General features: G+C 61.0%; 25 protein-coding genes. 12 read left to right on the top strand and 13 right to left on the bottom strand.

The features are described from left to right. Positions 1-8: 8 nt before the first annotated feature. Positions 9-518, bottom strand: a complete 510-nt coding sequence (locus ACQZ6J_RS03110; RefSeq protein ID WP_163987949.1) for a TIGR00645 family protein — start codon at positions 516-518, stop codon at positions 9-11. Between the two features lie 167 nt (positions 519-685). On the opposite strand from ACQZ6J_RS03110, the gene ACQZ6J_RS03105 reads away from it, so the two are divergent. Continuing rightward, entirely contained in the window at positions 686-2,365 is a 1,680-nt protein-coding gene (locus tag ACQZ6J_RS03105) for a formate--tetrahydrofolate ligase (RefSeq protein WP_449081874.1), read from the top strand. Between the two features lie 162 nt (positions 2,366-2,527). Here the strand turns inward: ACQZ6J_RS03105 and ACQZ6J_RS03100 are convergent, their stop codons facing one another. Next, positions 2,528-3,346, bottom strand: coding sequence for an extensin family protein (locus tag ACQZ6J_RS03100; protein ID WP_449081872.1), 819 nt, complete (start codon positions 3,344-3,346; stop codon positions 2,528-2,530). Between the two features lie 277 nt (positions 3,347-3,623). Between ACQZ6J_RS03100 and ACQZ6J_RS03095 the strand changes: the two genes are divergently transcribed. Both ACQZ6J_RS03095 and ACQZ6J_RS03090 read left to right on the top strand, forming a co-directional pair. Continuing rightward, positions 3,624-5,849, top strand: a complete 2,226-nt coding sequence (locus ACQZ6J_RS03095) for a TonB-dependent hemoglobin/transferrin/lactoferrin family receptor (protein WP_449081870.1) — start codon at positions 3,624-3,626, stop codon at positions 5,847-5,849. Between the two features lie 422 nt (positions 5,850-6,271). Further along, positions 6,272-7,795 carry an ABC-F family ATP-binding cassette domain-containing protein gene (locus tag ACQZ6J_RS03090; protein WP_449081868.1) on the top strand — a complete coding sequence of 508 codons (1,524 nt, stop codon included), beginning with the start codon at positions 6,272-6,274 and terminating at the stop codon, positions 7,793-7,795. Positions 7,796-7,846: 51 nt separating this feature from the next. Here ACQZ6J_RS03090 and ACQZ6J_RS03085 read toward each other — a convergent pair whose 3' ends face one another. Beyond that, positions 7,847-8,746, bottom strand: a complete 900-nt coding sequence (locus tag ACQZ6J_RS03085; RefSeq protein ID WP_449081866.1) for a LysR family transcriptional regulator — start codon at positions 8,744-8,746, stop codon at positions 7,847-7,849. A gap of 125 nt (positions 8,747-8,871) precedes the next feature. Between ACQZ6J_RS03085 and ACQZ6J_RS03080 the strand changes: the two genes are divergently transcribed. From ACQZ6J_RS03080 to ACQZ6J_RS03065, 4 genes are all read left to right on the top strand, one after another. Next, positions 8,872-9,237 (top strand): antibiotic biosynthesis monooxygenase, encoded by a 366-nt coding sequence (locus ACQZ6J_RS03080; protein WP_449081864.1) that lies wholly within the window; start codon positions 8,872-8,874, stop codon positions 9,235-9,237. Positions 9,238-9,504: 267 nt separating this feature from the next. After that, positions 9,505-11,694: an anthranilate synthase gene (locus ACQZ6J_RS03075; RefSeq protein ID WP_449081862.1), complete on the top strand. Its 2,190-nt coding sequence runs from the start codon at positions 9,505-9,507 to the stop codon at positions 11,692-11,694. A 128-nt stretch (positions 11,695-11,822) separates the two neighbouring features. Then, a complete protein-coding gene (locus ACQZ6J_RS03070) occupies positions 11,823-12,533 on the top strand; it encodes a TIGR02117 family protein (protein ID WP_449081860.1) in 711 nt (236 codons plus the stop codon). A 119-nt stretch (positions 12,534-12,652) separates the two neighbouring features. Further along, positions 12,653-13,288 carry a glyoxalase superfamily protein gene (locus tag ACQZ6J_RS03065; RefSeq protein WP_449081858.1) on the top strand — a complete coding sequence of 212 codons (636 nt, stop codon included), beginning with the start codon at positions 12,653-12,655 and terminating at the stop codon, positions 13,286-13,288. A gap of 39 nt (positions 13,289-13,327) precedes the next feature. Here the strand turns inward: ACQZ6J_RS03065 and bluB are convergent, their stop codons facing one another. Both bluB and ACQZ6J_RS03055 read right to left on the bottom strand, forming a co-directional pair. Next, complete coding sequence (gene bluB / locus ACQZ6J_RS03060) at positions 13,328-14,074, bottom strand: 5,6-dimethylbenzimidazole synthase (RefSeq protein WP_449081856.1); 747 nt, start codon at positions 14,072-14,074, stop codon at positions 13,328-13,330. Continuing rightward, on the bottom strand, positions 14,061-14,315 hold the full coding sequence (locus ACQZ6J_RS03055; protein WP_449081854.1) for a hypothetical protein: 255 nt from the start codon (positions 14,313-14,315) through the stop codon (positions 14,061-14,063). Before ACQZ6J_RS03055 ends, bluB begins: the two co-directional genes overlap by 14 nt. Positions 14,316-14,469: 154 nt before the next feature. Here ACQZ6J_RS03055 and ACQZ6J_RS03050 point away from each other — a divergent pair, with 154 nt between their 5' ends. Then, a complete protein-coding gene (locus tag ACQZ6J_RS03050; protein WP_163987939.1) occupies positions 14,470-15,384 on the top strand; it encodes a cation diffusion facilitator family transporter in 915 nt (304 codons plus the stop codon). A 1-nt stretch (position 15,385) separates the two neighbouring features. Beyond that, entirely contained in the window at positions 15,386-15,850 is a 465-nt protein-coding gene (queF, locus tag ACQZ6J_RS03045) for a preQ(1) synthase (protein WP_113502278.1), read from the top strand. A gap of 59 nt (positions 15,851-15,909) precedes the next feature. Here the strand turns inward: queF and ACQZ6J_RS03040 are convergent, their stop codons facing one another. After that, positions 15,910-16,716, bottom strand: a complete 807-nt coding sequence (locus ACQZ6J_RS03040; protein WP_163987938.1) for a DUF2076 domain-containing protein — start codon at positions 16,714-16,716, stop codon at positions 15,910-15,912. Positions 16,717-16,947: 231 nt separating this feature from the next. On the opposite strand from ACQZ6J_RS03040, the gene ACQZ6J_RS03035 reads away from it, so the two are divergent. Continuing rightward, entirely contained in the window at positions 16,948-17,535 is a 588-nt protein-coding gene (locus ACQZ6J_RS03035) for an ATP-dependent Clp protease proteolytic subunit (RefSeq protein WP_163987937.1), read from the top strand. A 283-nt stretch (positions 17,536-17,818) separates the two neighbouring features. Here the strand turns inward: ACQZ6J_RS03035 and ACQZ6J_RS03030 are convergent, their stop codons facing one another. The 3 genes from ACQZ6J_RS03030 to ACQZ6J_RS03020 are packed head-to-tail and all read right to left on the bottom strand — an operon-like array spanning position 17,819 to position 20,157. Continuing rightward, positions 17,819-18,202 carry a VOC family protein gene (locus tag ACQZ6J_RS03030; protein ID WP_163987936.1) on the bottom strand — a complete coding sequence of 128 codons (384 nt, stop codon included), beginning with the start codon at positions 18,200-18,202 and terminating at the stop codon, positions 17,819-17,821. Then, positions 18,168-19,352, bottom strand: a complete 1,185-nt coding sequence (locus tag ACQZ6J_RS03025; protein WP_449081850.1) for an MFS transporter — start codon at positions 19,350-19,352, stop codon at positions 18,168-18,170. The genes ACQZ6J_RS03030 and ACQZ6J_RS03025 overlap by 35 nt, the downstream gene beginning before the upstream one ends. A 22-nt stretch (positions 19,353-19,374) precedes the next feature. Continuing rightward, positions 19,375-20,157 carry a DeoR/GlpR family DNA-binding transcription regulator gene (locus ACQZ6J_RS03020; RefSeq protein ID WP_449081848.1) on the bottom strand — a complete coding sequence of 261 codons (783 nt, stop codon included), beginning with the start codon at positions 20,155-20,157 and terminating at the stop codon, positions 19,375-19,377. Between the two features lie 191 nt (positions 20,158-20,348). On the opposite strand from ACQZ6J_RS03020, the gene ACQZ6J_RS03015 reads away from it, so the two are divergent. Both ACQZ6J_RS03015 and leuA read left to right on the top strand, forming a co-directional pair. Next, a complete protein-coding gene (locus ACQZ6J_RS03015; protein ID WP_449082756.1) occupies positions 20,349-21,533 on the top strand; it encodes a benzoate/H(+) symporter BenE family transporter in 1,185 nt (394 codons plus the stop codon). A 328-nt stretch (positions 21,534-21,861) separates the two neighbouring features. Continuing rightward, positions 21,862-23,568: a 2-isopropylmalate synthase gene (leuA, locus tag ACQZ6J_RS03010; RefSeq protein ID WP_449081846.1), complete on the top strand. Its 1,707-nt coding sequence runs from the start codon at positions 21,862-21,864 to the stop codon at positions 23,566-23,568. A gap of 102 nt (positions 23,569-23,670) precedes the next feature. On the opposite strand, the gene ACQZ6J_RS03005 is transcribed toward leuA, so the two are convergent. The 4 genes from ACQZ6J_RS03005 to ACQZ6J_RS02990 all read right to left on the bottom strand — a co-directional run bounded on the left by ACQZ6J_RS03005 (position 23,671) and on the right by ACQZ6J_RS02990 (position 25,866). Then, positions 23,671-24,132: an N-acetyltransferase family protein gene (locus tag ACQZ6J_RS03005; protein WP_449081844.1), complete on the bottom strand. Its 462-nt coding sequence runs from the start codon at positions 24,130-24,132 to the stop codon at positions 23,671-23,673. Positions 24,133-24,206: 74 nt separating this feature from the next. Continuing rightward, positions 24,207-24,407 (bottom strand): hypothetical protein, encoded by a 201-nt coding sequence (locus ACQZ6J_RS03000; protein WP_163987931.1) that lies wholly within the window; start codon positions 24,405-24,407, stop codon positions 24,207-24,209. A gap of 100 nt (positions 24,408-24,507) precedes the next feature. After that, a complete protein-coding gene (locus ACQZ6J_RS02995) occupies positions 24,508-25,332 on the bottom strand; it encodes an anti-sigma factor family protein (protein WP_449082754.1) in 825 nt (274 codons plus the stop codon). A gap of 21 nt (positions 25,333-25,353) precedes the next feature. After that, the gene (locus tag ACQZ6J_RS02990; RefSeq protein WP_163987930.1) at positions 25,354-25,866 is read right to left on the bottom strand and encodes an RNA polymerase sigma factor; all 513 of its coding nucleotides are present in this window, start codon (positions 25,864-25,866) and stop codon (positions 25,354-25,356) included. Positions 25,867-26,171: the final 305 nt, after the last annotated feature.

Raw genomic sequence — 26,171 nt, 5'->3', positions numbered from 1 at the left:
CTGCAGCGTCAGCTATCCTTGGCCTTGGTTTTCGCCATGATCTTTTCCAGGAAGCCCAGCAGCAGCGCCGAGACGACGAAGGCAAGATGAATGATGGTGAACCACATCAGCTTGGCGTTGTCGTATTGAGTGGCGTTCAGGAAGATCTGCAGCAGGTGGATCGAGGAAATGGCGACGATCGAGGAGGCGACCTTGATCTTGAGGCTGCCTGAATCGAGCTTTCCAAGGAAGGAAACCTCGCCTTCGGCCTCATCGAAGCGGCTGACGAAATTCTCGTAGCCGGAAATCATCACCATGACGATCAGGCTTGCCACCAGGGCAGCGTCGATGAGGCCGAGGATGGCGAGGATCATGTCGGCTTCGTCATACTGGAAGACGTTGATGGTCACCTTGTAGAACTTGTAGGCGAACGAAACGGCGTAGACGGCGAGCGAGGCCGCAAGGCCGAGATAGAAGATCACCAGAAGCCAGCGACTGGAGAGGATGATGCGCTCGACCAGCAATTCCAGGGACTTCATGTGTTTTCCTTCGTTCCGGCTTTGCATCTGGATCCCGAAAATAGGCGCACCGGCGTTCCGCGACAAGACTGGGCGTTTCGCGGAAGACAGGGTGCAGCCGCTATTCACACTGCAAACATATTGGTTTATCCCGACAGGCAAATGACCGTGAGTTGGGGGCAAGTCTTATGGCGACGGTGGCATCCGATATCGAAATCGCTCGTGCGGCAAGGAAACTGCCGATCATCGAGATTGGCGCCAAGCTCGGCATCCCTGCGGGAGACCTTGCGCCCTACGGCTACGACAAGGCGAAGATCGGTGCCGAGTTCATCGCGGCGCAGGCCGACAAGAAGGACGGCAAGCTGATTCTCGTCACGGCGATCAATCCGACGCCGGCAGGCGAGGGCAAGACCACCACCACAGTCGGCCTCGGCGATGGCCTGAACCGCATCGGCAAGAAGGCGGTGGTCTGCGTGCGCGAGGCGTCGCTCGGTCCCTGCTTCGGCGTCAAGGGAGGGGCGGCCGGTGGCGGTTACGCGCAGGTCATTCCGATGGAAGACATCAATCTGCATTTTACCGGCGATTTTCATGCGATCACCTCCGCCCACAATCTGCTCGCCGCGCTGATCGACAATCACATCTATTGGGGCAACGAGCAGAATATCGACATCCGGCGCATCACCTGGCGCCGCGCGATGGATATGAACGATCGTGCACTGCGCGATATCGTGTCCTCGCTCGGCGGCGTTGCGAACGGCTTTCCGCGTGAAGGCGGCTTCGATATCACCGTCGCCTCGGAGGTCATGGCGATCCTTTGTCTGGCGTCGGACCTCAAGGATCTGGAAAAGCGGCTCGGCAACATCATCATCGGCTATCGCCGCGATCGCACGCCCGTCTATGCCCGCGATCTGAAGGCGGATGGCGCGATGGCGGTTCTGCTCAAGGACGCGATGCAGCCTAATCTCGTCCAAACGCTGGAAAACAATCCGGCGCTCGTGCATGGCGGCCCCTTCGCCAACATCGCCCACGGCTGCAATTCGGTGATCGCCACGCGCACGGCTCTGAAACTTGCCGACTACGTGGTGACGGAAGCCGGTTTCGGCGCCGACCTCGGGGCAGAGAAATTCTTCGACATCAAATGCCGCAAGGCCGGGCTGTCGCCGGATGCGGCCGTCATCGTCGCAACGGTGCGGGCATTGAAGATGAACGGCGGCGTGAAGAAGGACGATCTCGGCAGGGAGAATGTCGAGGCTCTCGTCAAGGGCTGCTCCAATCTCGGCCGGCATGTGGCCAATGTCCGCAAGTTCGGCGTGCCCGTCGTGGTCGCCATCAATCATTTCGTCTCGGATACCGAGGCGGAAATCGAGGCGCTGAAGGATTACGTCGCGCGCCTCGGCGCCGAGGCCATCCTCTGCCGGCACTGGGCGGAAGGCTCGGCTGGTATCGTCGATCTCGCGCATAAGGTGGTGGAGCTTGCCGAGTCCGGCCAGGCGAAATTCCAGCCGCTCTATCCCGACAATCTTCCGCTGCTGGAAAAGATCGAGATCGTCGCATCGAAAATCTACCATGCCGGCGAGGTCACGGCCGACAAGACCGTACGCGATCAGCTGCGGTCCTGGGAGGATCAGGGGTACGGGCACCTGCCTGTCTGCATGGCGAAGACCCAGTATTCCTTTTCGACCGATCCGAACGTTCGCGGTGCGCCGGAGGGGCATGTCGTGACTGTTCGCGAGGTACGGCTTTCCGCGGGCGCAGGCTTCGTCGTCGCCATCACCGGCGAGATCATGACCATGCCCGGCCTGCCGAAATCGCCGGCGGCCGAGAGGATTTTCCTCAACGATCATGGCTACATCGAAGGATTGTTTTAAGTTCAGAATCTGATTCAACGCGGCCGATCGAGCTTGCGCCAGCCCTCGATGCCGGCGACATTGGAAACACAAGCGAGCGTGGGTGTCGGCATCGGCGTATGATAGGCTCCGCCGCGATTTCGATGGAGCCGTATCATCGATCCTGTCGATGCTTGCCGGCGACTAGTGGCAATAGCGAAAGCCGCCATTCCTTTCGATCACGTCGAGATGGAAATGGGTCTCGTGCGCGGCGTCGCTTTCCGGGTCCAGGACGGTCGTGAAATAGAGGCATGCCGAGGCGCTTGCTGCGCGCTGGAACGCTCCGGTAAGCGTTGGGTCCTCGCGCCGGGGTTCGATGCCGATCGTCTTGCCGTTTTCGAAGGTGAAGCTGGCGATATCGATGGCGTTGCCGCGGGCGTGCTCGGAGATCTTGCCGGTGGTGGCGTTGTTGCGCAGGCGGCAGACATAGGTCGATGCCTGGTTGATCGTGACGATCTTGCCGTTGTCCAATGCGGCGGCGGACGGGATCACGCTTTCTTTCATCCATTGGGCCAGAGCAAGCGCGGCTTCGCAGCGCATTTTGCCTTCAGGCTTGAGTTCCATGCCCGGCAGCGGCGAGGCAAGCGCAATCGGCTTGTCGATACCGCAGCCATTGCCGTCGTCGATGCGGGCGGCCTCCTTGAAGGTCGCTCCCATCGCGGTCAGCTCCTTCAGGCAGGCTTGATGTTCTTCGTCTGATTCGGACGCGACGCTCAGGGGTGGGCGAGGGGGACCCTGCGTCTGACCGGTCGTTTGTTCCTCCGCCTGTCTGGCCGGCTTTTCCGCGGGAACGGCAGGTTTTTCGGAGGATGTAGCGGGTTTTTCCGCCGGGATCGGTGGTTCGACGCTTGGCTGAGCCTGTTCCTTTTCCGGCTTTTGCTCCGGTATCGGGCCCGTCCGTGGAAGCGAGGCGGCCATGAGCAGGATGGCGGTGGAGGCTAGTGAAACGATTTTGAACAGCATCAAGTAAATCAGCCACTTCTAATGATGATGTGGATAGAACGCTTGAAGCCGTCATTTCGTTGCAATTCAGCAACGTTCACGCCTCGTCTTAAAAGATGATAATTTTATTCATGATTATCGGCGGCCGATATATTGACAATAATAGTCATGTTTTTTATGCGGCAGAAAGAAGGCGGAAAATTTCCGTCTCGTCAACAAAACTAACCTAGCCAGCCCCTTGCCTGCTTTCGACGCAGCAACCAGCCAGCCCGGTGAAAGCAGTTCGAAAGGAATGGTTATGGTTGTCCGGCGCTCACGCTCGGCCCTATTGGCATGCACTGCGTTTCTGGCTCTCGGGCTGGCGACGACATCTTTTGCCCAAACGGCAACTCAGAACGAAGATGCGGCTGGCGAGGCTGCCAAGGGTGATCGCGTCACCAACCTCAAGCCGATCGTCGTAAAAAGCAAAGCCAAGGCATCCAAGGACGTTCTTGCCGACTCCCCGACCGCCAGCGAAACGACGGCGAAGGAAATCGACGACAACCAGATCACGCGCATCGAGGATCTCGGCCGCAGCACGGAAGTCGGTGTCGGCTTCAACCGCACCACCGGCGGCGTCAACATTCGCGGCCTTGGCGACGACCGCGTGTTGACCACGGTCGACGGCATCGAGATTCCCTTTATGCTCGACGTCGCGCGCGGAGCGGATGGCGGAGCGAACAGCTTCGACTTCAACGCGCTTTCGAGCGTCGATGTCGTTCGCGGCGCCGATTCCAGCCGTGCCGGCTCCGGCGCGCTCGGCGGGGCCTTCGTGCTGCGAACGCTGGAACCGGAAGATGTAATCGCGCCGGGCTCGACCTGGGGCGGCGTCTTCAAGTTCGGCTACAATGGCGATGATCGTAGCCTCGGCGGTTCGGCTGCCGTTGCCAAGCGCATCGACAACACGGCCGTTCTGTTCGAAGGCGGCTATACGCATGGTCATGAGCTCGAGAACAACGGCGATGTCGGCGGCTATTCGACCAAGCGCTCGAAGGCCGATCCCGCCGACTACAACCAGAGAAACGGCCTCTTCAAGATCCGCCAGTATACCGACATCGGTACGTTCGGCATCACGGCGGAGCATTTCAACAAAGATAAAGACATCGACGCGATGCACTCGCAAAGCCCGACCGGAAACTTCCGGCCCGGCAACTACGATACGACGGACAATACCGAGCGCAACCGCGTGTCGCTCGACTATAAGTACGATGCCGAAAGCGCCGACTCCCTGCTCGATACGGCCAATGCCGTCTTCTACTGGCAGAACCTCCTGCGCGAAGAAGGTGCCGAGGGCTATCGCTATACGTCCGTCATCGGCGACTACTGGCGCCGCAACGAGATGGAAGACCGCAGCATCGGCTTCAACGGCAACGGGTCGAAGGCCTTCGATACCGGCGACCTGCACCACAAGGTCACCTTCGGTCTCGATGTCGCGTTCAACAAGGTCCACCAATACTCGGCCGGCAAGGATAGTTGCGGTGATCCGCGCTGGGCCTTCTCCTGCTCGTTCCTGCACACCAACCAGTCCGATATGCCCGATGTCGACGGCAAGCGCGTCGGCGCCTTCGTCGACGACAAGATCGAGTTCGGCTCCAGCAATTTCTCTTTGACGCCGGGCCTGCGCTTCGACTGGTATGACTACTCGCCGAAGAATACGTCGGCCTATCGCGACAGCGCGAACTACGAAGGCCTGCCGTCCGGCCAGTCTGACAGCCGCTTCTCGCCGAAGCTGCGCGCGTCCTACCAGCCGCAGGACAATGTCGAGCTCTACGCGCAATGGGCCATGGCCTTCCGTGCGCCCAACGTCAGCGAGCTCTACGTGAACTACGGCGTGCCCGGCGGCTATGTCAGCTACGGCAATCCGGACCTGAAGCCGGAAACGAGCAACGGCATCGAAATCGGCACCAATCTCGGCGATGACGATTTCGGCGGCCATATCGGTGCCTTCTACAACAAGTACAAGAACTTCATCGACTCGGAAAACTCGGCTGATCCGACCGGCACCTATCCGCTCGGGATCACCGAATACTTCAACCGCGCCAACGTCCGTATGTTCGGCGTCGAAGTGAACGCGCACAAGAAGTTCGACAACGGCATCCACGTCAAGGGCGCGCTCGCCTACGTCAACGGCAAGGACTCCGATACCGGCGAATGGATCGATTCCGTTGCTCCGGCCAAGGCCGCCTTCACCCTCGGCTATGCGACCGAAGTGTGGGGAACGGACCTGACCTTCATCACCGCGACGAGCGAGCCGAAGAAGACCGGTGACAATTTCCGCACGCCTGGCTACGGCATCTTCGACCTGACCGGCTGGTGGGAGCCGGAACAGGTGAAAGGCCTGACGCTGCGGGCCGGTGTCTACAACATCTTCAACAAGACCTACTACGACTCGCTCAACGTCGCGTCGACGGGTCTTAGCCAACCTTCGGCCTACTATTCCGAGCCCGGCCGGACCTTCAAGCTGACGCTGACACAAAGGTTCTGAGCTGTTACATCCATGCGGCAAACTTGGGCGATGCTTCGGCATCGCCCTTTTTTTGCCCTCTTGCGTGGCATCGAGCCGCTCGTGCAATTGTAAATCGTAGCGTTCGGTGCTATTCGGGACGCGCAGTCTTTAACCGTCGAGAGAAAAGAGAGGAGGACCGTATGACCAAGATAGTCTGGCATATTCGCCAGTTCGGTCCGACTCGTGCCCTGCAGATGCGTTTGCAGGGCTGATCAGAGGCTGTCTTACTCAATCATTTCTTCTGGTCTGCCCTTTTGGGAGACGTAGGCTCGCGCTTTTCGCGGCCGCGTCATGACACGTTTTCGAGCATTGGCCTGTTTATGGCCGATGACATCGGCGTAGCGCAGCAAAAGGAGCTGCCGGCGATGTCTTGAGATGCTCGGTCGAGACCGGAAAAGACCATGACTCTGATCAACCTCCGCAATCTGGGCGTCACCATGAGTGCGCCGCTGTTTTCCAATCTCAACGTCACCGTGGATGCCGGTGATCGCGTCGGCATCGTGGCCGCGAACGGACGCGGAAAAACCACGCTGCTCAACTGCATAGCGGGCAGGCAAGAGCCGACGACGGGCGATATCACCCGCGCCCGCGGTCTTCGGGTCGGCTATGTCGAGCAGAATGTGCCGTCGAACCTGCTCGGTATCTCTTTCTACGATGCCGTTCTTCGCGCCTTGCCCAGGGAACAGGTGGCGAGCGAAAGCTGGCGTGTCGATGTCACCCTCGATTCGTTCGATGTGCCGGCGGCCATGCGGGAGAGGGCGCTTGCACAGCTCAGCGGTGGCTGGCAGCGGCTTGCCATGCTTGCCCGCGTCTGGGTCACCGAGCCCGACGTGCTGCTGCTCGACGAGCCGACCAACCATCTCGATCTCGTCAAGATCGCGCTCCTGGAGGATTGGCTGAATGCGTTGCCGCGTGACGTGGCTGTCCTGATCGCCAGCCACGATCGTGCTTTCCTAGATGCGGTTTCCAATCGAACCCTGTTCCTGCGTCAGGAGCAGTCGCTGACCTATGCGTTGCCATATGGCCGGGCGCGTGCGGCGCTGGACGAGGCCGATGCCTCCGATGAGCGCCGTTACCAGAAGGAGATGAAGACGGCGCAGCAACTGCGCAAGCAGGCGGCCAAGCTCTATAATCTCGGCGTCAACTCCGGCAGCGACCTTTTGACTGTCAAGACGAAGCAGCTGAAGGCGCGGGCGGAGAAGCTGGAGGACAGCGCGCGGCCGGGCTACCGTGAACGCTCGTCCGGTTCGATCCAGCTTGCCAATCGCGGCATCCAGGCCAAGGTGCTTCTGACGCTGGAAGATGCCGTCGTGACGACGCCGGACGGCACGCCGCTGTTCAGGACAGGCCAGCAGTGGATCTGCCAGGGAGATCGCATCGTGTTGCTGGGTCGGAACGGCGCCGGCAAGACGCGGTTCGTGGAGATGATCCGCAAGGCCATCGCCGATCTTTCGGTCGGCGGTGCGATCAAGCCGACGCCATCGCTCGTGCTCGGCTACAGCGATCAGGCGCTCTCCAATCTCGGCCTGAAGGACACGCCGCTCGGGATGATTGCGCGTCTGTTCGAGCTCGGCGAGCAACGCGCGCGTACATTGCTCGCCGGCATCGGTGTCGGCATCGACATGCAGGGGAAGGAAATCGGCCGGTTGTCGGGCGGACAGAAGGCGCGGCTTGCCATGCTGGCGCTGCGCCTGACCAATCCCAACTTCTACCTGCTCGACGAGCCGACCAACCATCTGGATATCGATGGCCAGGAGGCGCTGGAGGGTGAGCTGACGGCAAACGAGGCAAGCTGCCTTCTCGTTTCGCACGATCGAAGCTTCGTGCGATCGGTGGGTAACCGCTTCTGGTTGATCGACCGGAAACGGCTGGTCGAAGTGGATGGTCCGGAAGAGTTCTTCGAAGCGGCAAGAGGGCAGGAATAGGGAGGCGGGCCAGCCCTGTCAGGCTGCAGGCTCCCTATCTGCCGCGATCCTTCAGGCGGCCAACTGATCGGCAAACAGATTGGCCGCCATGAAGTCCACGAAGACACGTATCTTCGGAGACAGGTAGCGGCTCGTGGGCCACAATATGCGGAAGATGCCGGTCTTCGCGACATGGTCTTCGAGCAACGGCAGAAGCCGGCCATCGGCGATCTGCGTGCTCACGGCGAAAGGCGGCAGGCATGTGATGCCGAAGCTGTTTTCGGCGAGATGGATGAGCGGCTCGATGGTGCTGGCGATCGTGGTCGTCGGCAGGGCGAGCCGCAACTCCTCTCCATCCCGCACCAGCGGCCACGGCTCCAGCTTGCCCGTGCTCGGGTAGCGGTGATGCAGACATCTGTGCCTGAGCAGGTCTTCCGGTGTGAGCGGCATGCCTTGCGCCTTCAGATAATCGGGCGCGGCGACAATCTGAAAGCGGAATGTGCCGAGCTTGCGGCTCATCAGCCTGCTATCCCGGACGTCGCCCGTGCGGATGACCGCATCGAATCCCTCCTCGATCACATCCACCAGCCGGTCGGTAAAATCGAGATCCAGCGTGATGTCGGGGTAAGCGTGCATGAAGGCCGATACGGCCGGCATCAACAGCATCCCTGCCAGGGGAAGGCTGACGCGAAGATGGCCGCGAGGGGCCGCGTGCGATTTGGAAAGCTCCGCCTGCGCGGTATCAAGCTCGGAGATGATCCGCCGGCAGGTATCGAGAAAAAAGCTGCCTTCCTCGGTCAACGTCATGCTGCGGGTGGAGCGATGAAAGAGGCGAACTCCCATGTCCTGCTCCAGGCGGGCAATTGCCTTGCCGACGGCGGAGCTGGAGAGGCCCAGCCGTCTCGCGCCCGCAACGAAGCTGCCGCCTTCCGCCGTCTGCACGAAGATGCCGAGCGTTCCAAGTTTGTCCATCGCGAATCCTATTGCGGAATTTTGTTCCGGTCTTACGAGAATACCGGATCATTTATCCGCTATCCCGATCCCGATATCCAGGGCCGGTGCGGCGCATGATGCCGCTTTTCCAGAAAGGAACCGCAATGGATACGTCCTCCGCCCATTTCGTCGCCGCGCCGCAGCCGACCACCTTTATCGTCAATGTCATTCATGCTCATCCGGGCAAGCAGGAGGAGGCGTTCGGGTTGATCCAGGACGTCGTCCACTATGTTGCCGAACGAAAGGAAGGGTTCCTCTGGAGCAATCTCGCCAAGAGCACCGATGGCCTGACCGTGGTGAACATCGAAGCCATCAGAGGCGCCGGCAATGTCGACGAATTCTTCTCCGATCCGGCCTTTGTCGAGAAGTTCTGCAAGCTCGACGCTGTCTCGACGAGTGAATTCCATACCTATACCGTCGGCGATCTGGTTCTGCCGAAGCCGGGGCGTTCCGAAAACGCTCGCGTCTAGCCAGCCATAGCCGAGCGCAGGCGGATGCGGCCTTCCCGGAGCGATGAACTTTCCTCCCATCTTCCGCTTGCGCATCGCAGCATCTCAAGCTAACAATTCACGCCATGAACACGTCCTTGAACAACATTGCAGTTTGGTGGTGGGCACGCTGAGGCGGCCTCGACCAATCGTGTTCAAAGACGACGAGTGAGCCGCCCGAGATTTCGAGGCGGCTTTTTTGTTATATTGGCCGCCTGTCATCCGGGCCCGACAACGGAGTGAGGAACAATGGTAACGATCCTTCGGGACGATGGTGCGGAAATCTACGAGACGAAGGGCGGCATCACCGTCACCCGCCAGCGCCGGCCGACGCCCTATGCGGACGCGGTCTCGTCCTATATCGACAAGCTCGACGAGCGGCGCGGCGCGGTCTTCTCCTCCAACTATGAATATCCCGGCCGCTATACACGCTGGGACACCGCCATCGTCGATCCGCCGCTCGGTCTTTCCTGCAACGGACGCGATGTCTGGATCGAAGCCTATAACGAGCGCGGCGAAGTCATCCTCGGTTTCATCGCGGAGAAGCTGAAGACGGTTTCGGAAGTCGTTCTGGGCGCCTCGACGCCGCGCCGGCTGGATCTGACGGTCAAGGCGCCGGACCGGGTCTTTACCGAGGAAGAACGCTCGAAAATGCCGACGGTCTTCACCGTGCTGCGTGCGGTGACCGAGCTGTTCTATTCGCAGGCCGATGCCAGCATCGGTTTCTACGGCGCTTTCGGCTACGATCTGGCCTTCCAGTTCGACGCCATCAACCTGAAGCTCAAGCGTCCGGACGACCAGCGCGACATGGTGCTCTACCTGCCGGATGAAATCCTGGTGGTGGATAACTACTCCGCCAAGGCCTGGATCGATCGTTACGACTTCTCCAGGGATGGCGTATCGACGGAAGGCAAGTCCGGCGAAATCGCGCCCGAGCCGTTCCGCCACACCGACGCCATTCCGCCGAAGAGCGATCATCGTCCCGGCGAATATGCCGAACTGGTGGTCAAGGCAAAGGAGAGCTTCCGCAAGGGCGATCTCTTCGAAGTCGTGCCCGGCCAAAAATTCATGGAGCGCTGCGAAAGCAAGCCTTCGGATATTTCCAAGCGCCTGAAGGCGATCAATCCGTCGCCCTATTCCTTCTTCATCAATCTCGGCAACCAGGAATATCTTGTGGGAGCATCGCCGGAAATGTTCGTGCGCGTTTCCGGCCGCCGCATCGAGACCTGCCCGATCTCGGGCACCATCAAGCGCGGCGACGATCCGATTGCCGACAGCGAGCAGATCCTGAAGCTCCTGAATTCCAAGAAGGACGAATCCGAGCTGACCATGTGCTCCGACGTTGACCGCAACGACAAGAGCCGCGTCTGCGAACCCGGTTCGGTCAAGGTCATCGGCCGTCGGCAGATCGAGATGTATTCGCGCCTCATCCACACGGTCGACCATATCGAAGGCCGCCTGCGCGCCGACATGGACGCCTTTGACGGCTTCCTCAGCCACGCCTGGGCCGTTACCGTCACCGGTGCGCCCAAACTCTGGGCCATGCGCTTCATCGAGAGCCATGAAAAGAGCCCGCGCGCATGGTACGGCGGCGCGATCGGCATGGTCGGCTTCAACGGCGACATGAACACCGGCCTGACGCTGCGCACGGTTCGCATCAAGGACGGCATTGCCGAGGTGCGTGCCGGCGCGACGCTGCTCAACGATTCCATTCCCGAGGAAGAAGAAGCCGAAACCGAACTGAAGGCCTCCGCCATGCTTTCCGCCATCCGTGATGCCAAGACCGGCAATTCCGGCAAACAGCAACGTGACGTCGCCTCCGTCGGCAAGGGCGTGAAGATCCTGCTCGTCGACCACGAGGACAGCTTCGTCCATACGCTTGCCAATTATTTCCGCCAGACGGGCGCGACCGTTTCGACCGTGCGTACGCCGGTGCCGGAAGAGGTCTTCGACCGGCTCGATCCGGATCTCGTCGTGCTTTCGCCCGGTCCCGGCAATCCGAAGGATTTCGATTGCAAGGCGACGATCAAGAAGGCGAGGGCGCGCAACCTGCCGATTTTCGGTGTCTGCCTGGGTCTTCAGGCGCTTGCCGAGGCCTATGGCGGCGAGCTGCGCCATCTGGCGATCCCGATGCACGGCAAGCCCTCGCGCATCCGCGTGCTGGAACCCGGTCTGGTTTTCTCGGGTCTTGGCCGCGAAGTGACGGTCGGCCGCTATCATTCGATCTTTGCCGATCCGTCGAGCCTGCCGCGTGAATTCATGATTACCGCCGAAAGCGAAGACGGTACCATCATGGGCATTGAGCATGTGAAGGAGCCGATCGCGGCCGTGCAGTTCCACCCGGAATCGATCATGACGCTCGGCGGCGATGCCGGTATGCGGATGATCGAGAATGTGGTGGCGCATCTGGCGCGGCGGGCGAAGACGAAAGCCGCCTGACGCCGAATGCACTTGCGGATTTGAACTGACCGTCCCCATGCGCTCGGGAAAAGTGCATGGGGATATTTTTTGCCTTGAAAGAGCCGGCAAACACCTGAAGACATCTCTTGTCGGGCGGGGGGCTTCGGTTGTCGATAGCAAGGATAGTCAAGGGCATTCTGATCGCCGTGCTGGCGCTCGTCGCAATCGCCGGTCTCGGCATCGCCGTGCCGCGCCCACTGTGGCATGGCGAATCGGCACCGGCCGAGCCTTCGCAGCAAGTCCTTGTGCTCAGCAATCCCATCCACACGGATATCGCCATCCCCGTCGATGACGATCTGATCGCCCGTTTCGCATTCCTGCGGGCGGGCGGCCTTAATCTCGACAATCCGAACCTGCGCTATCTCGTTTTCGGCTGGGGTGGCCGGAGCTTCTATACGGAGACGCGGACATGGGCTGATTTGAAGACTGTTCCTGTCCTGAAGAGCTTCACGCTGGATCGCTCCGTCATCCATGCGGAACTGGCCGGGGATATTCCGCTGGATGCCCCCGCCGTCACGGCGATCAGCCTCGATGCCGAGGGGCTGGAGCGGCTCAAGCAATTCATTCTCGGCAGTTTCGAGCAAAAGAATAACCAGCCGAGCCCGCTGATCGGCAGCAATTACGGTGAGAACGATGCGTTCTTCGAGGCGCGCGGATATTTCAACGCGCTGATGGGATGCAATACCTGGACGGCCGCCGCTCTGAGACAGGCAGGCGTGACGTCCGGACTTTGGACGGCCTTGCCGTGGATGCTGCGCTTGTCGCTGCGCCTGCATAACGGGTACGCGCGTTTTGCGGCAGGTCAGGCGCTGCCGTGAGGCGGTTTGACTTGCCGCAGGTTGTAACCTAGTCTTTCACCCGTTCCTGTGGGGCACATCGGCATTGTGGCCGAAAGGGCTAGGCCTGCCCGCTGATTGTTCTCAGCAGGAGTCTGCCCATGCCAACCCTCGATACTTATCGCAAGCAAGCCAAGCTGCTGATGCGCTGGCATCGTGATCGCGACTATTCCATCGGCGGGAGAGTTCGCGTGCTCGACCGTTTCAAGGCGCTGACGGATCGCGAGATCCTGGCGATGAAGTTTCCTTTGACGCTGGCGCAGGAGATCGTTGCGGTCGAGGCGGGCCACAGGAACTGGGCCGCGTTGAAGGCCGTGGCAGTGGATGCGCCGAAGATGCCGGCGGCATCATCCGAACCTCCGGTTTTCAAGAGCGTCATACCGATCCTTTTCGTGCGGGATGTGACTGCCAGCGCGGCCTTCTTCCGGGAGAAGCTGGGTTTTGCGGCGGAGTTCCTGCATGGGGCGCCGCCGTTCTATGGAGCGGTGTCGCGCGACGGCATCTGGATCCACTTGCGGCTCGTCCAAGAACCCTATTTTGCCGTGGCTGCGGCGAAGGAGAAATCGCTCATCCTGGCTTCGATCGAGGTTTCGAATGTCCAGGCGTTGTTCGAGGAGTTCAAGGCCAGCGGCGTCGAGTTCGCCCAGCCGCTAACGAAGCAGGCATGGGGCGGCACTGATTTCCATGTGCGCGATCCGGATGGCAACGTGATTTCGTTTGTCGCGTTCAGATCTTGATGCCTGGAGCCGTCGAGGGTCGCGGGAAAGCGGCGGCCCTTACATCTCCTCGCAGTCCTGCCAGCCCTCTTCGAAAACAAGCTTGTCGAGCGGCAGGCGCTCGCGCCATCCCTTCACGGCGAGTTCCGGCATGTCGTAAAGCTCGTCGACATAGCCGACGCAGAGCCACGCGACGATCTTGACGTGCTCGGGTATGCCGAGAATCGCCTTGATGGCATCCTCGTGGAAGATGCTGACCCAGCCGACGCCGACGCCTTCGGCCCGCGCGGCAAGCCAGAGATTCTGGACGGCGCAGACGGTCGAATAGACGTCCGTCGCCGGATTGTGCGTGCGTCCGAGCACGACCGGGCCGCCGCGCGTGGTATCGCAGGTGATGCAGATGCTGAGCGGCGCCTTGCGGATGCCCTCGAGCTTCAGCCGCTGATATTGGGCGCGCCGATCGCCTTCGAACATCCGGCAGGCTTCCTCATTGGCTTGATGGAATGCCCGCCACACGCGCTCGCGCGTCTCTGCCTGGCGAATGAGGATGAAGTTCCAAGGCTGCATGAACCCGACCGACGGCGCGGCGTGCGCCGCTTCGAGCAAGCGCCTGACGAGAGCGTCGGGCAGGGGATCGGGCCGGAACTGGTCGCGCACGTCCCGCCGCGTCTCGATGGCGCGATAGACGGCGTTACGCTCTCCTTCCGGGAATGCGCCTGCGGCGACAAGGTGCTCCGATGGGCCGCCAGGGGCATCGGCGATGGAAAGTGCAACACCGGCACCGGTGGGATCGTCAAGAATGGACATAATCAACAATGGCTTTATAAAACGGCGGATCGATGTCGCCCACTATCGCACATCGGGCTGATGCGCAGCTTAGTGCGGGATCGCCGGGGAAATTACCAGCGAGATTTTCCACAGGCGAGTTCATGGCCGGCTTACAATGGTCGCGGAGCGCCGGCCAGTGAAATGGTCTCGTCACGTTCAGGCTGTCATGATCGGCGTCGGCTCCATCTGATTTCCGCTGCAGGGATGAATTGTGGTGCATTGGTCACCTCCTTCCTTTGACAAACATATCGTCCTAGCCCATATGGACGCCAATGAGCCGCCTGCGCGAATTTCGCGCGGGCGGTTTTGCATTTCAACGGCGCCTTTTTTGCAATTCATTCGCATGAGCAGGCGCAGGGACAGTGGAGAAGAGCATGAGTGCTCAGGGAAACGATACGATCAGGCGGCTTGCCCTTTGGGGCATTCCGCTGTCGCTCGGCGTCATGGGGCTGAAGATGCTGGCCTGGTGGCTGACAGGCTCGGTGGCGCTTTTGTCCGATGGGCTTGAATCCATCGTCAATGTCGTCGCCGCCTTCATAGCCTTTTTCGTCATCCGATATGCGCAAAAGCCGGCCGATCACGATCACCCTTTCGGCCACCACAAGGCGGAATATCTGTCCGCCGTCACCGAAGGCGTGATGATCGTCGTCGCGGCGCTGATGATCGTGCAGGAAGCGGTCGGGCATCTCGGCAATCCCCAGCCGATGCAGGCGCCGGTACTCGGTCTGGCGATCAACTTCGTCGCGGGCGTCATCAACGGCCTATGGGCGCTGACGCTGATCCGGGCCGGTAAAGCGCACCGCTCGCCGGCGCTGACGGCGGACGGGCAGCACATCATGTCCGACGTCTATACGTCGATCGGCGTGCTCATCGGCCTTTTGCTGGCGCTCGCAACGGGCTACCCGATCTTCGATCCCCTGCTTGCCATTCTCGTCGCCATCAACATCCTCTATCAGGGCTGGAAGGTCATCTCCGCCTCCATCGACGGACTGATGGACAAGGCCGTGCTGCCGGAGGAAGAGGCCGTCATCAAGGATGCGATCGCCAAGAATGCCGAGGGGTCGCTTGGCGTTCACGACCTGAAGACGCGCAGAGCCGGGGCCGTGACCTTCGTCGACTTCCATATGGTGGTGCCGGCCGCCATGCCGGTGCGTGACGCGCATCGCATCTGCGACCGCCTTGAAGACGCCATACGGGCGATCCATGCGGGTTCAGAAATAACCATTCATGTGGAGCCGGAGGGCGAAAAGGCCCATGGCATTCGCGTCAAAGTGATCAAGGAGACCTGAGATGCCTCAAACCGATGTGTCCGGCCTGTCGATGCTCGGCAGCCACACGGAAACGGCCGCAAATCCTGAAGCGGCCGTTCTGGAGAAAGTGCCGTCCGGCCACGCCGGCACCGATTACGTCGTGCGCTTCACCGCGCCGGAATTCACCTCGCTTTGCCCGATGACGGGACAGCCGGATTTCGCCCACATCGTCATCGACTACATCCCGAACGAATGGCTGGTGGAATCGAAGTCGCTGAAGCTCTTCCTGCATTCCTTCCGCAATCACGGCGCATTCCATGAGGATTGCTCGATCTATATCGCCAAGCGGCTGGTGGATCTGCTGCAGCCGAAATGGCTGCGCATCGGCGCCTATTGGTATCCGCGTGGCGGCATTCCGATCGATGTCTTCTGGCAGACCGGCAAGCCGCCGGAGGGCGTGTGGCTGCCGGATCAGGGCGTGCAACCCTATCGCGGCCGAGGCTGAATTAAAAAAGCCGCCATCCCGAGATGGCGGCTTTTTGTTAGGTTGGCAACGGCGCCGGCTCAGGCAAACGAGCTGTCGTCGCCGTTGTCGGCTGAATCGTCATAGTCGTCATCCTGCGCGTCCTGGGCAGCGTCCTGGGCGTAATCGGCCGCGCTCTGATCATTCTGATCGCTATTGTCGTCATTGCCGAAATAGTTGTTGTTGATGATCGTTTCCTGCACCGGTTGTTCGGCTGCATTGGCCGCCGTGCCCCCGAAGAGGCCGCTGCCGGAATTTCCGCCGAAGAGACCGCCGCCCGTGCCGCCCAGATGCGGGCTGAACAGGCTGGAGAGCGATTCCGCCAGCATCACGCCGCCGGCGACGCCGGCTGCCGTTCCGAGCGCGCCGCGCAGGAAGCCGCCGCCGGCCGATGGGCCGGCTGCCTGCTGGCTCCATGGGCCGGATGGCTGCGGCTGGCCGGACCAAGGACCAGACGACTGCGGTGCGTTGCGGGCATAATCGTCATAGAGGCGGCCCTGCTGCTGGGGATAGCCACCCTGCGGCGCGGCTGCGCGCTGCTGCTGGCCGCCGCCGAAAAGCGAGCCGATTCCGCCTAGGAAACCGCCGCTCTGACCCTGCTGATGGCTGTCGGCGCCCTGCTGCTCGAGCTCGTGCACGCGCGCCTCGAGTTGCTGGATGCGATCGGCCGCGGCCTTCATGCCCTGTTCCTGCATGATGACGGCCTGCGCCAGGAAATAAGGCGCATAAGGCTGGTCGCGGATCGACTGGTTGATGAAGTTCTCTGCGTCGGCGTCGCGCTGGGTATTGGATGCGCCGCGCACGCGATCGAAGAGAGAGGAGAGCAATTGACGTTCTTCAGGCGACATGATGGCCTCCTTGGCTATCTGTTGCTGTAAATTCGGGGCGCGATCCTTGCCGCGCTGACCTGACGTAGGATCCAATCTCGGCTTTTCAAAGCCATTCAAGTTACATTTCGGTAATCCGCAACCATAACACCATGTTCCCGAGCGCTATTCCCGCCTTGTCTTTTTCCGGCATTGTTTTACGCATTGAGTCGCACTATGTGCGGTGAACGACGCATCATGCTGGAGAGTTGAATGAACGACGAAGACGAACAGGAAGACAAGAAGACCGAGCAGCCCTTGGGCAAGGACGCGGAGGCGAATCTTTTCAAGTCGCGTTCGATCTTCATTTATGGCGGCATCACGCAGGAACTGGCGCAGAAGGTCTGCTCGCAGCTCGTGGCGCTCGCTGCCGCCAGCGATGACGACATCCGCATCTATGTGAACTCGCCCGGCGGCCATGTCGAATCCGGCGATTCCATTCACGACATGATCAAGTTCATCAAGCCGAAGGTTTGGGTGATCGGCACGGGTTGGGTCGCTTCCGCCGGTGCGCTGATCTATGTCGCCGCTCCGAAGGAGCGCCGCATTTGCCTGCCGAACACGCGCTTCCTGCTGCATCAACCGTCCGGCGGCACGCGCGGGATGGCTTCCGACATCGAGATCCAGGCACGCGAGATCATCAAGATGAACGAGCGCCTGAACAGGATCTTCGCGGAAGCCACCGGCCAGTCGATCGAAAAGATCGCCAAGGATACGGATCGCGACTACTGGCTCTCCGCCGAGGAAGCCAAGGCTTACGGGCTGGTCTCGCGCATCGTGACCTCGCAGGCTGATATCTGACCTGGAATTGCGTAAAAGCAAAGAGATAGAGCGGCTGCGCGATTCCATGAAATCGCTGAACCGCTCTACCGGATTTGCCTGATTGATTTGAGCGCCTCGCTTGCCGGAAGGCAGTCGGGGCGCTTTGCCGTTTGGGGAATGTGGATCGGTCCGCGCCGGAGGAAATGTGCTGGCGACGGAAGGATCCGTCGCCAGCTTTCGCCACTCGGGAGTTTGCAACGTTTCCGGGAGCAGCGAACTCGGAAGATTTGCGATGACAGGCAGGCCCGGTTTGCGCGACTTCCTACGTGGTAATCTCGACCGGCGTTCCGTCCGGCATGGTGATGACGGCCTCGTAGAAGCCATCCCCGGTGGTGCGGGGAGCGGATTTCAGGCAGCCATCCGCTCCGCATCGTTCGGCCAGGGCATCCACGGCTGCCTTGCTGCCGAGCGATACCGCTATATGATCCCAGCCGATGCGCTCATCGGGCGCTTCGGGAGAAAGCCATGGGCCGGTCATCAGCTCGATCTGGTCGCCGCCCTCGGGCAAATGGACGAAGCGGGAGACGAAGCCGGGGCGGCGCTTGCTTTCGTACGGCTCACCGACGGTCGCGCTGAAATAGCTCTCCCAGAATTTCGCCGCGGCATCGATATCAGACGTCCACAGAGCGGTATGAGCGATCCGCATTGGCCTCTCCCTGTTCCTGGTTGCGGGTGACGATGCCGGCGCAAAGGGGTGCGACGCAAAGCAACAGGGCGAGCAGCCAGAAGGCGCCTGGCAGGCCGAGATGGTCTGCCGCGAAACCGACGCCGGCGGGGCCGACCAGGACGCCCGCGTATCCCGTCATGGTGATCGCCGCGACGGCCAGGCCTGCCGGCATGACTTTCTGTGCGCCGCCCTTGCGGAACAGCACCGGGACAATGTTTGAGGCGCCGAGCCCGATCAGCAGGAAGCCGCTCATGGCAAGGATCGCGAAGGGGCTGAGCAGCACGATGGCGAAGCCCGCCAATGCGATGACACCACCCCACAGCATGATGGCCCTGTCTCCGAACCTTGCGGTGACGGCATCGCCGCCCAGCCGGCCCGCCGTCATCGCGATTGCGAACAGCATGTAGCCAAGACCGCCATGGCTCGCATCAACCCGGCCCTGGGTGGTGAGAAGCAGGGCGCTCCAATCGAGGATGGCGCCTTCGACGAGGAAGGTGATGGCTGCAAGGGCTGCAAGCAGCAGAACGAAGCCGCGCGGGACGACGAAGAGCGGCGCATCGTCCGATTGGACGGTGCGGAGCAGGCGCGGCCATGCTGCGATCATCGCGACGACCATCACGGCCGAACATAGCAGCGTGGCGACGAGGGGACCGGCCTTGACGGACAGAAGCAGGGTGACGAGCAGGGAGCCAATGAAGCCGCCGATGCTGAACAGGGCGTGGAAGCCGGACATCAGCGGCCTGTCGGCACCTTTCTCGACTTCGACGGCATGAATGTTCATGGCAACGTCGAGCGATCCGAGGCAGGCGCCGAAAGCCGCCAGCGCAATGCCGAGGGTAAACGGCGTGCCGGCCAAAGCCAGCGTCGGCAAGACAAGTGCGAGCCCGAGGCCGCCCGCAATGATGATCGGCTTGCTGCCATAGCGCGCGCTCAGCATGCCGGTCGCAAGCATCGCCGCCACCGAGCCCAGGCCCAGGCAAAGCAGCAGCATGCCCAGCACGCCGTCATCGACCCCGAGACGAGCTTTGGCGAAAGGAACCAGCGGTGCCCAGCAGGCGAGGGCAAAACCCGCAACCAGAAAGGCAAGTCGTGTTGCCAGCCGGGTTTCCGGCCGATCAGTGGATTGCATGGTCATTCCTTGTCTTTCGAGATCAGGAGGAGGCGACGTCGCCCGCCTTTACGAGCGAGAAGCCGGCTTCGACCGCGGCTGTCTCATCAGTCTCGGGCAGGTCGTTTTCGACGATCAGCCAATCGATGTCGGCGGCGGCGCCGATGCGGTGCGGCGCGCGTTCGTGAAATTTCTCCGACGTAATCAACGCGATGCGCGACGCGCTTCTTTCGAGGAGCATCCGTTTGAAGATCGCATCCGCATGTTCGTACACGCTGATGCCGCCTCCGGCCGAGATGGCGCAGACACCCAGGAAGCAGCGGTCGATGTTCATGGCTTCGATGGCCGCGACGGCGGAAGCATCGACACTGCCGCCGACGATTGGATTGACGGCTCCGCCGATCAGGACGAGCGGAATGTCGCCGCGCTTCATGACCGCGCTCGCTATGTCGATGGAATTCGTCGCGATCGTTACTTCCAGGTTCTTCGGCAGCAATTCGACCATCTCGAGATTGGTGCTGCCGCTGTCGAGAAAGAGGAATTCTCCAGGCTCGATCATCGCAACCGCCGCCCGCGCCAATACTCTCTTGCGACCGGCTTCCTGTCCGATCCGCGCGGATATGGGCTGCGAGGGCGTCAGCAACGGCAGCGCGCCGCCGTAGACGCGCCGGCATTTGCCTTCGGCAGCAAGGGCCCGCAGATCCCTGCGTACGGCATCCTCTGAAACATCGAACTCCGCCGCAAGCGAGGCAGCGATGATCTGCCGTCCTTCTGCGAGTCGCGCCTCTATGACATCCCGGCGGGAGAGTGGAAGTGAAGTGCTCATGAGTTTTCATTAACGTGCATAAACAAGAGAGTCAATTTGCACGTTTATACACGATTTGACGCAGTCCCGAAATATTGAGCGATTGCGACCTCGGTTCTTACCGTCATTTTGCCCGGAAACTGCACTTGCACGCCTGACGCTTGTAATGCTCCATGCGGGCTCAATCGTTCTTCGTCCGGGTCTTCATCGCCATGCTCAAAGATTTCTCCGTTCAAAGCCTGTTCATGGGATGTCTCACGGCTTTCGTCGGCTTTGCCAGTTCCTTCGCCGTCGTCTTCCATGGACTGCAGGCGGTGGGCGCCACGGATGCGCAGGCGGCCTCCGGCCTGATGGCGCTTTCGGTCGCCATGGGTCTATGCGCCATCGTTCTCAGTGTGGTGACGAGGCTTCCCATCAGCATCGCCTGGTCGACGCCGGGTGCGGCGTTGCTCGCAAGCGCGGGGGCGATAGACGGCGGCTTTTCGGCGGCGGTGGGTGCGTTCTTCATCTGTGGCATATTGATCGTCATTGCCGGGCTGTTCCGGCCCTTCGGCCGTGCCGTTGCGGCCATTCCGCCGCCGCTCGCCAATGCCATGCTGGCGGGCGTCCTGCTTGGCCTTTGCTTCGCCCCCGTGAAGGCGATCGCTTTCAATCCGGCCTTCGGCCTTCCGATCATTCTTGCCTGGATCGTCGTCGGCTCGTTCAAGCGGCTTTGGGCAGTGCCGGCCGCGCTTGCGGCCTTCGCCCTGGTTCTGGCGTTCGGCGTAAAGATACCGGACGGCGCGCTTGCCTCGCTCGAGCACTCGCTGCTGCCGACGGTCGAATTCGTCAAGCCGGTCTTCACGCTCGCCGGCATCGTTTCCATTGCACTGCCGCTGTTCATCGTGACGATGGCGTCGCAGAACATCCCCGGCATCGCCGTGCTGAAGGTGCATCACTACGATCCCAAGCCGGGTCCGCTGTTTGCCGTGACCGGCGTGTTTTCGCTGCTTGCCGTTCCGTTCGGCGGTCATGCCGTCAATCTCGCCGCCATCACGGCCGCCATGTGCGCCGGGCAGGATGCGCATGCCGATCCCAAGCGGCGCTATTGGGCGGCGATTATTGCCGGCATCGGCTATGTCATCCTCGGATTGCTGGCGAGTGCCGTGACGGCTTTCGTGGCGCTCGCGCCGCCGATTCTCATCGAGGCGGTCGCCGGTCTGGCGTTGGTCGGTGCGCTGTCGAACTCCGCGCTGAACGCTTTCCAGCAGCCGGAATCGCGCGAGGCCACGGCCATCACTTTTCTCGTCACGGCATCGGGTGTTTCCTTCGGCGGGATTTCAGGCGCCTTCTGGGGCTTGATCGCCGGCGGATTGATGCTGGCGCTGTCGCGTGGCGTGCAGATGCTGAAGAAGTGAGCAGGGGGTTGCTTCTTTCCGATCGGGCGGCTATAAGCGCGGCCATGAAGTTGACTGGCGCAAAGATTTCCGAACAGATTGCACGCGGGCGTGTTGCCTTGCGTGACAATACGCGCGCCCTTACCTCGCTTCTCCTCCTCGGCCTTACGCGCGGTTGCCGGGTCCTTTGAGGAGCGCCCGGCGGCCGAAAAGCCCGCTGGCCATCGCTCCTCGCGACTTACCGTAAAATCGACAGCTTACCCGCAAAGGGTCCGCATTTATCATCGCCAAGCCGCATCCGATCGGCTAAGACGCGGGATAAAATGACGGGAAAGGAAGAGACGAGACCATGGACGCGAACAGCCATTCCCCCAAAGGCATGCCCGACGCAGCGGTGAAATACCGCGCCTATCCCCAAATCAACATTTCCGACCGGACCTGGCCGTCCAAGATCATCACCAAGGCGCCGATCTGGTGTTCGGTCGATCTGCGCGACGGCAACCAGGCGCTTGTCGATCCTATGGGGCATGACCGCAAGGCGCGCATGTTCCAGTTGCTGCTGGATATGGGCTTCAAGGAAATCGAGATCGGCTTCCCCTCCGCTTCGCAGACCGACTTCGATTTTGCCCGCTGGTGCATCGAACAGGGTAACGTGCCCGCCGACGTGTCGCTGCAGGTTCTGGTCCAGTGCCGTCCGGAATTGATTACCCGCACCTTCGAGGCGCTGGAAGGCGCCAACAAGCCGATCGTGCATTTCTACAATTCCACCAGCGAATTGCAGCGCCGCGTGGTGTTTGCCAAGGATGTGCAGGGTATCAAGCAGATCGCCGTCGATGCGGCGAAGATGATTACCGACATGGCGTCAAAGGCCGGCGGCGGCTATCGCTTCGAATATTCCCCGGAAAGCTTCACCGGCACCGAGCTGGACGTGGCGCTGGAGATCTGCAACGCGGTCATCGACGTCGTAAAACCGACGCCGGACAACAAGCTGATCATCAACCTGCCGTCCACCGTGGAAATGGCAACGCCGAACATCTATGCCGACCAGATCGAATGGATGTGCCGCAACCTCGACAATCGCGAAAATCTGATCATCTCGCTGCACCCGCACAATGACCGCGGCACCGGCATCGCCGCTGCCGAACTGGCCCTGATGGCGGGCGCGGACCGCGTCGAGGGCACGCTGTTCGGCAATGGCGAGCGCACCGGCAATGTCGATGTCGTCACCATGGCGCTGAACATGTTCACGCAAGGGGTCGACCCCGAGCTGGATTGCTCGAACATCGAGCGCATGAAGGAAGTCTTCGAATATTCCAACCAGATGGCGATCGGCGAGCGCCACCCGTATGTTGGCGAACTGGTCTACACGGCCTTCTCCGGCTCGCATCAGGATGCGATCAACAAGGGCATGAAGGCGGCCAAAGTCGCCAACGATCCGGTCTGGGAAGTGCCCTATCTGCCGATCGACCCGCAGGATGTCGGCCGCACTTATGAGGCGATCATCCGCATCAACTCGCAGTCGGGCAAGGGCGGCATCGCCTACATCATGCAGCAGGACTACGGCTTGAACCTGCCGCGCAACCTCCAGGTGGAATATCGCGAGGAGATCCAGCGTATTACGGACGAGGAAGGCAAGGAATTGCCGTCCAAGCGCATCTACGAGCATTTCATCGAGCGTTACGTGACGCAGCCGGACGCGCGGCTTCGCTTCGTTGACCATCACACCTTTGCCGATCCCGAGCACAAGGGGCAGCGCATCGTCGCCGCAGAGATCACCGACAACGGCGAGGTGAAGCGCATCGAGGGCCGTGGCAACGGCCCGATCGACGGCTTCATCAACGCGCTCTCGATCTATCTCGGCATTTCGATGTCCGTCGAGGACTATTCCGAGCACTCGCTGCAGCACGGCTCCAACGCCGCGGCAATCTCTTATGTCGAGATTTCCTATCCGGGCGGCAAGCTCTTCGGCGCCGGCATCAACACCAACATCGTTGCCGCGTCTCTCGAGGCAATCGTGTCGGCCGCCAACCGCGTGCTCGATATCAAGGCGGCCTGAGGCCGAAACAATCCGCAGCTTTTCATGGAAATCCTCTCGGTTGCGCCGGGGGGATTTTTTGTTCAGCTGGTGGCGAGTATCGGGGCGGGCAGAGCCGTCATCTCAAAGTAATTTGCGGTAGACGACGAAGCCGGAGCGCTCGGCTATCTTGTCGTAAACGTGCATCGCCTTTGCGTTGGTTTCGTGTGTCTGCCAGTAGACGCGATGCGAGCCCGCCTGCCGGGCCTGCGCATAAACACCTTCGATCAATGCGGATCCGACGCCCGTTCCGCGCGCGGCCTCGTCGGTAAACAGATCCTGCAGATAGCAGCTTGGCTCGATGGCTGTCGTGCTGCGGTGAAAGAGATAATGCGCCAGCCCGAGCAGACGGCCATCCCTTTCGGCGACGAGGGCATGCACTGGTTCATAGGCATCGAAAAAGCGCTGCCATGTCATTTGCGTGATGGCGTCGGGAAGGGCCGTTGCGCCGGAGCGCCCGTAAAACCTGTTGTAGCCCTCCCACAGGATCAGCCACTGCTCATAGTCTTCCCGGGCCACAAATCGAATACGAATATCGTCAGCCATTTTCATGACCCGCTCAAGGAAGAACAGCAACTAGCAATGGAGCTGGCCATATCGACGACCCGCCGTCTCTGCATTCACGATTTCTGCGAGAGTGCGTCGCGTTGCTTCGTCAGGCGTTCGAGTTCCTCTTCCTGATCAGCGATCCGCTCCGATGTCCGTTCTTCGTCGGCTGCGCCGGAAAAGGCGGCTGCCTGTTCGATCAATTCACGAAGGTTTTCTCTTATCGCTGCGATACGCTTGTCGATTTCCGGAAGGGTCAGCAGAACGTCGGACATGTCGAAACTCCAGCAAAACTATTGGACTCTTGCGATTGCCGCAAATCATTATCCATCGGCCAGCTCGCAGCCGCAAGCTGCAAAACGAGCGGAAGCTCCATCAGATCTCTGAGGATACCCTGTTGGCGATCTGGTCGAGCATTGGATCCGAGGAGGGGCCCACGACGGCATAAACAGCGTCGTTGCGATGCCACGAGACGATGCTGATATCGTCCTTGATGGTTTCGTTGAAATCGTCGTCGTCGGCAGTGCCGTCGGCCTTGGTGAAACAGATGGCGACGACATCGCCATCGAGGTTCTTGTAGATCAGCTGGCCGACGGGCTTGCCGCCGGCGATGAACATCCGCCCACCCTGAAAGACGAGGCCTTCGGCGGCGAGATCCGGAAAGTTGAATTTGACGCCGACCGTGCTCACCAGCCACTTGGAGATCTCGTCGAGCTCGCTTGCCTGCATCTCGACCATGTGGCGCGGCTGGCGCGAATAGACGCGATGATAGGCCGCGATGTCATCCAGCCAGCTGCGCGCGGAAGCCTGAGCGGGGTTGGCCGGTGCAGCCGCCGGGACATCGGATGGCTGCATGCCGAAGAAATAGCCTATGCCGCCGCCAAGCGCGAACAGGATGAGGGCTGCTGCCAGCGACTGCCTGCCTGTCGGCGCCAGTTTCAGGGACGGCCGGGCGAGGCGGGGGGAAGTGTCGCGGGTTTTCGGAGGCTGCGTGCTCTTGATGGAGCGAACGAGTGCCAGCGGCACCGGCTCTTTCAGAACCTCGTCGAACGCCTTGCGGCCGACGTCGGAGCCATGTTTCAACTCATCGAAGATGCGGCGAGCGTCCGGGTCCGAAGCAAGGAGCTTTTCCAGCTCTTCCTTTTCTTCGCGACTCATCTCGCCATCCATGAAGGCGGACAGGCGGACTTCGAGCGGCATCTTCTTCATGTCTTGCAATTTTTAAAACCTTCGAGGCGAGCGGCTGTGACCCTGAGAGGCAAGGTAAAGGCGTGCGCTGGAGAGCCGCGACATCACTGCCGATAGCGGTATGCCGAGGATATCGGCTGCCTGCTTGTAGCTATGCCCTTCGACATCGACCAGCAGGAAGACACTCGCAAGCCCTTCGGGCAAAGATGTGACGAGACGGTGCGCTTCACTGGCTTCCACAGGATTTAAATGGATCCCCGATGCCGGTTCGCCCTGTTCCAGCGCATTGCCCTTGGCCGCCGGACGCAGCTTGTGACGCCGCGCCTCATCGACCCATTGATGCCGGGCCATGGTGTAGAGCCAGCTCTCCAGCTTGCTGCCGCTGTTCCAGAGATGGGACTTGGCGATGCCGCGCTGGCAGATGCTCTGGACAAGCTCATCCGCTTCGGCCAGATCGCCGGTCAGCGTCACCGCGAAGCGGCGGAGCTTCGGAAGAAGACCGACCAGATCCCGTCTGATATCGATGGCTGCTACCGGCGTTGGCATGGTCGTTCCAGCAAAGCGTTGGAGATTGTCGCACGGGCGATGCGCTTCCGCACGGAATGACCTTTCCTTTTGAAAGGGTCATATGCGCAATATGATCGTCCTGTATTGGTATGAACCATTTCTGTGCCGTTTCGCAAGTCTTCAAAAACACTCGCGCGCTGAACTGTCTTTCTTCGGGCGGCGATCCGACAGGGCACCGGCCCACACTGTTTCAATCGGCGTTCCCGGCCGTTGGCGATTGCATCGGCGATCGATGGGCCACGTCGTTTCTGCCGCCGCGGCCGCAGGTGCCGATGGGGAGCCGC

This window comes from Rhizobium sp. A37_96 (assembly GCF_053521765.1).
Note: the sequence above shows the minus strand (reverse complement) of the source record. Positions and strands in the feature narration are given on the sequence as shown.

Excerpts from the sequence above, each read along its gene's own strand:
- ACQZ6J_RS03110 (WP_163987949.1), bottom strand. The coding sequence starts at position 518 with ATGAAGTCCCTGGAATTGCTGGTCGAGCGCATCATCCTCTCCAGTCGC.
- ACQZ6J_RS03105 (WP_449081874.1), top strand. The coding sequence starts at position 686 with ATGGCGACGGTGGCATCCGATATCGAAATCGCTCGTGCGGCAAGGAAA.
- ACQZ6J_RS03100 (WP_449081872.1), bottom strand. The coding sequence starts at position 3,346 with ATGCTGTTCAAAATCGTTTCACTAGCCTCCACCGCCATCCTGCTCATG.
- ACQZ6J_RS03095 (WP_449081870.1), top strand. The coding sequence starts at position 3,624 with ATGGTTGTCCGGCGCTCACGCTCGGCCCTATTGGCATGCACTGCGTTT.
- ACQZ6J_RS03090 (WP_449081868.1), top strand. The coding sequence starts at position 6,272 with ATGACTCTGATCAACCTCCGCAATCTGGGCGTCACCATGAGTGCGCCG.
- ACQZ6J_RS03085 (WP_449081866.1), bottom strand. The coding sequence starts at position 8,746 with ATGGACAAACTTGGAACGCTCGGCATCTTCGTGCAGACGGCGGAAGGC.
- ACQZ6J_RS03080 (WP_449081864.1), top strand. The coding sequence starts at position 8,872 with ATGGATACGTCCTCCGCCCATTTCGTCGCCGCGCCGCAGCCGACCACC.
- ACQZ6J_RS03075 (WP_449081862.1), top strand. The coding sequence starts at position 9,505 with ATGGTAACGATCCTTCGGGACGATGGTGCGGAAATCTACGAGACGAAG.
- ACQZ6J_RS03065 (WP_449081858.1), top strand. The coding sequence starts at position 12,653 with ATGCCAACCCTCGATACTTATCGCAAGCAAGCCAAGCTGCTGATGCGC.
- bluB (WP_449081856.1), bottom strand. The coding sequence starts at position 14,074 with ATGTCCATTCTTGACGATCCCACCGGTGCCGGTGTTGCACTTTCCATC.
- ACQZ6J_RS03055 (WP_449081854.1), bottom strand. The coding sequence starts at position 14,315 with ATGCACCACAATTCATCCCTGCAGCGGAAATCAGATGGAGCCGACGCC.
- ACQZ6J_RS03050 (WP_163987939.1), top strand. The coding sequence starts at position 14,470 with ATGAGTGCTCAGGGAAACGATACGATCAGGCGGCTTGCCCTTTGGGGC.
- queF (WP_113502278.1), top strand. The coding sequence starts at position 15,386 with ATGCCTCAAACCGATGTGTCCGGCCTGTCGATGCTCGGCAGCCACACG.
- ACQZ6J_RS03040 (WP_163987938.1), bottom strand. The coding sequence starts at position 16,716 with ATGTCGCCTGAAGAACGTCAATTGCTCTCCTCTCTCTTCGATCGCGTG.
- ACQZ6J_RS03035 (WP_163987937.1), top strand. The coding sequence starts at position 16,948 with ATGAACGACGAAGACGAACAGGAAGACAAGAAGACCGAGCAGCCCTTG.
- ACQZ6J_RS03030 (WP_163987936.1), bottom strand. The coding sequence starts at position 18,202 with ATGCGGATCGCTCATACCGCTCTGTGGACGTCTGATATCGATGCCGCG.
- ACQZ6J_RS03025 (WP_449081850.1), bottom strand. The coding sequence starts at position 19,352 with ATGCAATCCACTGATCGGCCGGAAACCCGGCTGGCAACACGACTTGCC.
- ACQZ6J_RS03020 (WP_449081848.1), bottom strand. The coding sequence starts at position 20,157 with ATGAGCACTTCACTTCCACTCTCCCGCCGGGATGTCATAGAGGCGCGA.
- ACQZ6J_RS03015 (WP_449082756.1), top strand. The coding sequence starts at position 20,349 with ATGCTCAAAGATTTCTCCGTTCAAAGCCTGTTCATGGGATGTCTCACG.
- leuA (WP_449081846.1), top strand. The coding sequence starts at position 21,862 with ATGGACGCGAACAGCCATTCCCCCAAAGGCATGCCCGACGCAGCGGTG.
- ACQZ6J_RS03005 (WP_449081844.1), bottom strand. The coding sequence starts at position 24,132 with ATGGCTGACGATATTCGTATTCGATTTGTGGCCCGGGAAGACTATGAG.
- ACQZ6J_RS03000 (WP_163987931.1), bottom strand. The coding sequence starts at position 24,407 with ATGTCCGACGTTCTGCTGACCCTTCCGGAAATCGACAAGCGTATCGCA.
- ACQZ6J_RS02995 (WP_449082754.1), bottom strand. The coding sequence starts at position 25,332 with ATGCCGCTCGAAGTCCGCCTGTCCGCCTTCATGGATGGCGAGATGAGT.
- ACQZ6J_RS02990 (WP_163987930.1), bottom strand. The coding sequence starts at position 25,866 with ATGCCAACGCCGGTAGCAGCCATCGATATCAGACGGGATCTGGTCGGT.